At 39.3% G+C, this 8,004-nt stretch carries 5 protein-coding genes and 1 pseudogene; 5 read left to right on the top strand and 1 reads right to left on the bottom strand.

What is annotated here, in order from left to right; translation table 11 throughout:
- A pseudogene (locus DV434_RS07545) lies at positions 1-101 on the top strand (IS1595 family transposase); the annotation flags it as partial.
- Positions 102-308: 207 nt separating this feature from the next.
- The gene (gene ppc, locus DV434_RS07540) at positions 309-2,948 is read left to right on the top strand and encodes a phosphoenolpyruvate carboxylase (protein WP_118785661.1); all 2,640 of its coding nucleotides are present in this window, start codon (positions 309-311) and stop codon (positions 2,946-2,948) included.
- Between the two features lie 36 nt (positions 2,949-2,984).
- Here the strand turns inward: ppc and DV434_RS07535 are convergent, their stop codons facing one another.
- On the bottom strand, positions 2,985-4,397 hold the full coding sequence (locus tag DV434_RS07535; protein WP_118785660.1) for a YcjX family GTP-binding protein: 1,413 nt from the start codon (positions 4,395-4,397) through the stop codon (positions 2,985-2,987).
- Positions 4,398-4,466: 69 nt separating this feature from the next.
- Here DV434_RS07535 and DV434_RS07530 point away from each other — a divergent pair, with 69 nt between their 5' ends.
- Genes DV434_RS07530 through DV434_RS07520 form a run of 3 tightly spaced genes read left to right on the top strand, consistent with a single transcriptional unit; the run spans position 4,467 to position 8,003 of the window.
- Positions 4,467-6,161, top strand: coding sequence for an ABC transporter substrate-binding protein (locus DV434_RS07530; RefSeq protein ID WP_118785659.1), 1,695 nt, complete (start codon positions 4,467-4,469; stop codon positions 6,159-6,161).
- Complete coding sequence (locus tag DV434_RS07525) at positions 6,161-7,126, top strand: ABC transporter permease (protein WP_118785658.1); 966 nt, start codon at positions 6,161-6,163, stop codon at positions 7,124-7,126. Before DV434_RS07530 ends, DV434_RS07525 begins: the two co-directional genes overlap by 1 nt.
- Entirely contained in the window at positions 7,116-8,003 is an 888-nt protein-coding gene (locus DV434_RS07520) for an ABC transporter permease subunit (RefSeq protein ID WP_005635811.1), read from the top strand. The genes DV434_RS07525 and DV434_RS07520 overlap by 11 nt, the downstream gene beginning before the upstream one ends.
- Position 8,004: the final 1 nt, after the last annotated feature.

Genomic DNA, 8,004 nt, shown 5'->3' with positions numbered 1-8,004 from the left:
AGCATTTTGAGCTATATTTAAAGGAATGTGAATGGCGTTTTAACAACAGTGAAATAAAATCTCAAATTTCCATTTTAAAACAATTAGTTAAGGGGATTTAGATCTAGTTATCTAGTACAGCCCCAAACTTATTAAAAATAAACCGCACTTTTTAAACAATCCATAAAAAGTGCGGTTCTTTTTTATCTATTTTTTAGCTTTTCTTGATTATCTTCAAGGTTTCCTTGAATAGCATTTGCCCTATCTTCCGTTTTTAGCTATATCTATCACCAACTTACAAATTTTATTTTTTACTTTTAGGAGTTCCTATGACACAAGAGTACCGCACTCTACGCAATAACATTAGTATGTTAGGGCGTTTTCTCGGAGAAACCATCAACGATGCCCAAGGTGCCGATATTCTCGAATTAATCGAAAATATTCGTAAACTGTCTCGTAATTCTCGTGCGGGTGATGATAAAGCAAGACAAGAATTGCTCGACACGCTCGGTAGTATTTCTAATGAAAATATTATTCCTGTCGCACGTGCTTTCAGCCAATTTTTAAACCTCACAAACATTGCGGAACAATATCAAACAATTTCGCGTGAACATTCTCTTGCACAAAGTTCTTCTCAATCCTTAAGCGAACTTTTCAAACGCTTAAAAGAACAAAATGCTTCAGTGGAAGACGTGCATAAAACCGTCGAAAAATTATTAATTGAGCTTGTTCTGACCGCACACCCAACAGAAACAACACGTCGTTCACTCATTCATAAGCATATTGAAATCAACAAATGTTTAAGCAAACTAGAACACCATGATTTAACGGAAAAAGAACGCAATATTATTGAGCGTCTATTACTTCGTTTAATCGCTGAAGCATGGCATACCAACGAAATTCGTACTGTTCGTCCAACACCATTTGATGAAGCCAAATGGGGCTTTGCGATGTTAGAAAACAGTTTGTGGCAAGCTGTGCCAGAATTTTTACGCCAACTCAACGAAACCGCCCGTGAATTTTTAGGTTACGATTTGCCGGTGGGATTAAAACCCGTACGCATTTCCTCTTGGATGGGTGGCGACCGTGATGGAAACCCGTTTGTCACCGCACAAATCACTAAAAAAGTGCTTTATTTTGCCCGTTGGAAAGCAGCGGATTTATTCTTACAAGACATTAGCAAATTAGCCGATGAACTTTCAATGGTGAAATGTAGCGATGAATTTCGTGCTAAATACGGTGATCATTTAGAACCCTATCGCTTTGTGGTGAAAAATTTACGCAATCAGCTTACGGCAACATTAGCTTATTTTGATGATCTCCTATCAGATCGCACACCGCGCGTATCTGAAAGCGAGATTATTTTAGAAGATAATCAACTTTGGGAGCCGCTTTACGATTGTTATCAATCTTTAATTCAATGCGGTATGCGCATTATTGCAAATGGTTCATTGTTGAATATTTTGCATCGTATTAGTTGTTTTGGCGTGACACTTTCTCAAATGGATATTCGCCAAGAAAGCACTCGCCACACCGATGCGATTGCTGAAATCACGCGCTATATTGGTTTAGGTGATTACTCTCAATGGACAGAAGACGATAAACAAGCTTTCTTAATTCGGGAATTAAGCTCACGCCGTCCATTGATTCCGCAAAACTGGACACCATCGCCAGAAACCCAAGAAATTTTAGATACTTGTAAAGTCATTGCTCAACAAAAACAAGGTGTCATTGCGTGTTATGTTATTTCGATGGCACGCAGTGTCTCTGATGTTTTAGCCGTTCATTTACTCTTAAAAGAAGCGGGTGTGCCATATCACATTCCTGTTGTGCCGCTATTTGAAACCTTAGACGATTTAGATGCTGCCGAAAAAGTGATGACTCAACTTTTCAATGTGGGTTGGTATCGTGGCGTGATCAATAATCGTCAAATGGTGATGATTGGCTATTCGGATTCGGCAAAAGATGCAGGAATGATGGCTGCCTCTTGGGCGCAATACCGTGCACAAGAAGCCTTAGTGAATTTAACTGAAAAACTTGGCATTGAACTCACTTTATTCCACGGACGTGGTGGCACCATTGGTCGTGGCGGTGCGCCAGCACATGCGGCATTACTTTCTCAACCACCTCGTTCACTAAAAAATGGTTTACGTGTAACAGAACAAGGCGAAATGATTCGATTCAAACTGGGTTTACCCGCTGTAGCGGTAGAAACCTTTGATCTCTACGCCAGCGCCATTTTAGAAGCAAATCTTTTACCACCACCAGAACCGAAACCAGAATGGCGCACTATAATGGACGAGCTTTCCACGATTTCTTGCGATATTTATCGTGGCGTGGTTCGTGGTGATAAAGATTTTGTTCCTTATTTCCGTAGTGCGACACCAGAACAGGAACTCTCCAAACTGCCGCTTGGCTCTCGCCCTGCAAAACGTAATCCAAATGGCGGCGTGGAAAGTTTACGCGCCATTCCTTGGATTTTTGCGTGGATGCAAAACCGTTTAATGCTGCCCGCTTGGTTAGGGGCTGGTGCAGCTATTCGTCAAATTATTGAACAAGGCAAAGGCGATATTATTCATGAAATGTGCGAAAACTGGCCGTTCTTTTCAACGCGAATCGGAATGTTGGAAATGGTATTTAGTAAATCAGATGCTTGGCTTTCCCAACAATATGATCAACGATTAGTGAAAAAAGAACTTTGGTATTTAGGCGAAAATTTACGTAAGCAACTTGAAGATGATATTCAAACCGTCCTTTCACTTTCTCACCAAAGTGAATTGATGTCTGATTTACCTTGGATTGCAGATTCAATCGCATTGCGTAATATCTACACGGATCCACTCAATCTACTGCAAGTAGAATTGCTTCACCGTTTCCGTGAAAATCCAGAGCAAGTCAATCCCGATGTGGAACAAGCATTAATGATTACCATCACAGGTATCGCAGCTGGGATGCGCAATACGGGCTAGAAGGATGAAAAAAGTGCGGAAAATTTTCCGCACTTTTTATTCAAATCGATCACTTAATAAAAATTGTAAAACTGCATCCATTCTCAAATGAGGAATAGTTTCGCCTTGTTCTAAAGGCTGAGGTTCAAAACTATCGAAATCAAAGTACGGTTGTTTTTGCCAAAATTCTGTTCTTGGTAATTTACTCGGCACCGTTCCTGGATAAAGCGTAATCGGTTGTTTATCAATAGAACGAATCCCTTGAATTGCTTTTATTTCTTTTCCTTGCTGATTCACAATCACTTGCGTTGTGGTACGAACAGCCGCAATGGCGGTATATTCAGTATCGATTCCTTCAAATTCCACATGTCGCCCCCCCTCTTGCACAATTTGGCGCATTAAACTCACTAAATTAGGAATTTGATCACGAGTAATATGATCCGCTTTCGTCGCAACAAACATTAATCGATCAATTCGCGGAGAAAACAAACGATGAAGAAAATTTCTGCTGCCATAATGGAAATTATTAAATAACTGATTTAAGCCCATTTGCATATCTAAAAAGGCTTGCTGACTGTGATTTAAAGGCGTTAAACAATCCGCCAAAATCACTTGGCGATCAAAGGTAGAAAAATAATTTTTGTAAAAACCTTTCACAATTTTATTGCGATAATAATTATAACGTGTTGTCAGCACGGCAAAATAGCTATTCGATTCAGCTGTTTTTTTCAAGGTTTTCCACTGTTCTTCCGAAAGATGAATCAATGGGAAAAATTGTAATGCGGGCGCGCCCTCTAAATCACTCGGCAACACAAATCGCCCAGGCTGAATAAATTGCATACCTTGCGACTTACATTGGTGTAAATAATCCGTATAACTTTTCGCTATCTTGGCCAAAACATCTTCATTTGCGACCGCACTTAAATCCAAATCCTGCAACATGGAAAACCAATTCTGCGCCAATTCTTCTCGAATGCCAGTTGTAACCTTGATTTGCTCTTGTGACCATTGTTGAAAATCTAGATTTAACAACGGCAAATCGAGCAGCCACTCCCCTGGATAATCAAAAATATCCAGATAAAGCGTGCCTCGTTCTTTCAAATGGCGTAGCAAGCCAGATTGACGTTGAAAACGAATTGCTAAACGCGTTTCACTCACGCCACGAGTAGATTGAAACCACTGAGGCGGATTTTGTGACAAATCATTTAAATTACGTTCATAATCAAAACGTGGCACGCTGAGATCTTGTTGGGATACGCGTTTCACCGCCAAGATTGCACCATTTCTAGCCGCTTCAAACAAGGGCAAATGCTGTGATGAATGTTGATTAATAGAGAGAAGTTGATTAATTAAACTTGTAATAAACGCCGTTTTTCCACTCCGACTTAACCCTGTTACCGCCAAGCGCAAAGTGCGGTCAAAACCACGATTAATAATTTGATTGATTTCGTTTTGAACCCTATTAAACATTCAATATCCTAGCCATTTTTACTAATATGCCTTACAATTTGGCACATAATTTATCACAATGCATTTGTTATGTTACGCAAAAATCTTACGTTTTTCTGTTTTCTATTTGGTATTGGCTTGAACTCTCAACTTCAAGCGGCTCCGCGCGTACCAGAACACCTAACAGAAAACGGACTAACTTATTGTACTAATGCCTCCGGATTTTCTTTTAATCCACAAACTGCGGATGCTGGCACCAGTATGAATGTCGTCACAGAGCAAATTTATAACAAACTTTTTGAAATAAAAAACCATAGTGCGAATGTGACGCCCGTGCTCGCGCAATCCTATTCAATTTCACCAGATAACAAAGAAATTTTAATTAATTTACGCCGTGGGGTGAAATTTCATCATACGCCTTGGTTTACCCCAACTCGTGATTTTAATGCGGAAGATGTAATATTTTCAATCAATCGTGTGTTGGGTCATGATACTTACTTGCCCACCTTAGCAGAAACAGCAATTACCTATAAAAACCCACAATATAAAGTGTTTCACGAGCAAGCAAGAAAAGTTCGCTTTCCTTATTTTGATAGCATTAAGCTTAATGAAAAAATTAAATCAGTGACCGCACTTTCGCCTTACCAAGTGAAAATTGAATTATTTGAGCCTGATTCATCGATCTTGTCGCATCTTGCCAGCCAATATGCCATTATTTTTTCACAAGAATATGCCTATCAATTAAGCACTGACGATAATCTCACTCAATTAGATACTCACCCCGTGGGCACTGGACCTTATCAAGTAAAGGATTATGTGTATAACCAATATGTCCGCTTAGTGCGTAACGAAAACTATTGGAAAAAAGAAGCAAAAATTGAAAATATTATCGTGGATTTATCTACTGATAGAAACGGGCGACTCGTCAAATTTTTCAATAATGAATGTCAAATAGCGTCTTATCCTGAAGTGAGCCAAATTGGCTTATTAAAGAGCAATGATAAGCACTACTATATGCAATCCACTGACGGAATGAATTTGGCATATCTTGCTTTCAATTTTGAAAAACCATTGATGCAGGATCGCACCATTCGAGAAGCTATCTCACAAAGTTTGAACCGAGCACGTATTATTCACAACATCTATCACAATACTGCGACAGTAGCGAATAACATTATTCCTGAAGTATCTTGGGCTTCTAGCGTAAACACGCCAGAATTTGATTTTGATTACAGTCCAAAAGTCGCGAAGAAAAAATTAGAAAATAAACATCTTTCGCTCAATTTATGGGTGATTAATGAAGAACAAATGTATAACCCAGCCCCTTTTAAAATGGCGGAAATGATTAAATCCGATTTGGATCAAGTCGGCGTGAAAGTAAAAGTGCGGACAGTGACACGCACATTTTTGAGTGAGCAACTTCGTAATAAATCAGAAAATTACGATTTAATTTTAGCGGGATGGTTAGCAGGAAATCTTGATCCTGACGGATTTATGCGCCCTATTTTGAGCTGTAATACGCAAAATGAAATCACAAATTTATCTAACTGGTGTAACGAAGAATTTAATAATTTAATGGATCGTGCGATTGCCACCTCTAATTTATCTGAACGGGCGCGTGCTTATAATGATGCTCAAGAACTGATTCTACATGAATTGCCGATTATCCCTATTGCGAATGTAAAACGCATTTTGGTGGCAAATAGCCAAGTAAAAGGCGTGGAAATGACACCGTTCGGTAGCCTTAACTTTTCGGACTTACGCTTACACAAGGAGAAACCCTAATGTTGTGGTCTGTTGTTCGCCATACCCTTTGGGTAACCTTGCTTTTGCTTGTGTTATCTTTGCTAAGTTTTGTGATTTTATTGCGAGATCCGCTTAATGCAGATCTCGTCACGCACAATATTTACACCAGTTATTTTAATTATTTAAGCACCTTATTACATGGTGATTTTGGGATTACTTATAACGGTGGAAAATCTCTGATAGATTTGATTCTAACGGTGCTTCCACCCACATTAGAGCTTTGTTTTACCGCACTTTTATTGGCATTCATTCTCGGCGTGCCGCTTGGCATTATAAGTGCGGTAAATTCTCAGCATATTTTTGCAAAAAGTTTAAAAAGCTTATCTTATGTTGGTTTATCGATCCCGATATTTTGGCTCGCGCCGATTTTACTTTATGTCGCAGCGGTAAATCATTGGGAAATTGCATCTATAGGGCAATACAATTTACTCTATGAAATAAAACCGATTACTGGTTTCCCTGTCATTGATGTTTGGTTTATAGATGTGCCTTATCACACCAAAATTGTACAAAATGTTTTGCAACATTTAGCCTTACCGACACTGGTGCTTTGCATTTTGCCAACAATGGAAATTATCCGAATTATTCAACAACGAGCAGAATATGTTTTGAACCAAAATTTTGCCAAAGTTGCCACAACACGGGGTTGGTCAAAATGGAAAATTCTCCATCAATATGTATTCCGTAATACGTTTCCTCTGCTTGTTCCACAAGTACCTCGCGTGTTTACCCTAGTATTAACTCAATGTATGTTGGTAGAAACCGCTTTGGGTTGGCCTGGAATTGGTCGCTGGCTGATCGATGCCGTAACGCAACAAGATTACAATAGTATTTCTGCGGGTGTAGTTGTTATTGGCGTTTGCATTATTTTGATCGACACTTTCATTAAAGCGCTTACTTTCGTGCTCGATCCATTTAAAAAGAAAGGTTGGTATGCAAGATAAAGAACCTGAAGAATTTCGAGAAAATACCTCAATATTCCAAATATGGCTACTATTTCGCAAAAATACCGTTGCGTTGTTCAGCTTTTATTTATTAACGTTGTTAATTCTAACCGCACTTTTCAGCGGTTGGATCGCGCCTTATGCTCATAATATGCAGTTTGTCGGGCAAGAATTAATGCCGCCATCTTGGGTAGAAAAAGGCCAAATCGCCTTTTTCTTTGGTACTGATGATTTAGGCCGTGATGTGCTAAGCCGATTAATTATGGGCACAAGTTACACGATTGGATCATCATTGCTAGTCGTACTTGCAGTTGCCTTAATTGGTGGAACATTAGGCATTGTTGCCGGTATGCTGAAAGGCTTAAAAGCGCGTTTTGTCGGCCATATTTTCGATGCCTTTTTATCGCTCCCTATTTTGCTCATTGCCATCGTGATTTCCACTCTGATGGAGCCGAGTTTATTGAACGCAATGTTCGCAACACTTTTAGCGATATTGCCCTATTTCATCCATGCAATTTATCGAGCCATTCAACAAGAATTGAAAAAAGATTACGTGCTGATGTTAAAACTTGAAGGCATTTCCAACTGGGAGTTATTAAAAAGTACCATTTTGCCTAATATCACCGTAATCTATGTTCAAGAAATTGCTCGCGCATTTGTTGTCGCCATATTGGATATTAGCGCCTTGAGTTTTATTTCCCTTGGCGCACAGCGACCAACCCCAGAATGGGGCGCAATGATTCGAGATTCTTTAGAACTCCTCTATCTTGCACCTTGGACGGTATTACTCCCTGGCTTTGCAATTATTTTTACCATTTTATTAAGCATTATTTTTAGCAATGGCTTAACTAAAGCTATCAACCAATATTACGAATAAT

The organism is Haemophilus haemolyticus, assembly GCF_003493685.1.
GTDB classification, from domain to species: Bacteria; Pseudomonadota; Gammaproteobacteria; order Enterobacterales; family Pasteurellaceae; genus Haemophilus; species Haemophilus haemolyticus_O.
The sequence above is the reverse complement of the archived record's forward strand: the minus strand, read 5'-3'. Positions and strand labels throughout refer to the sequence as shown.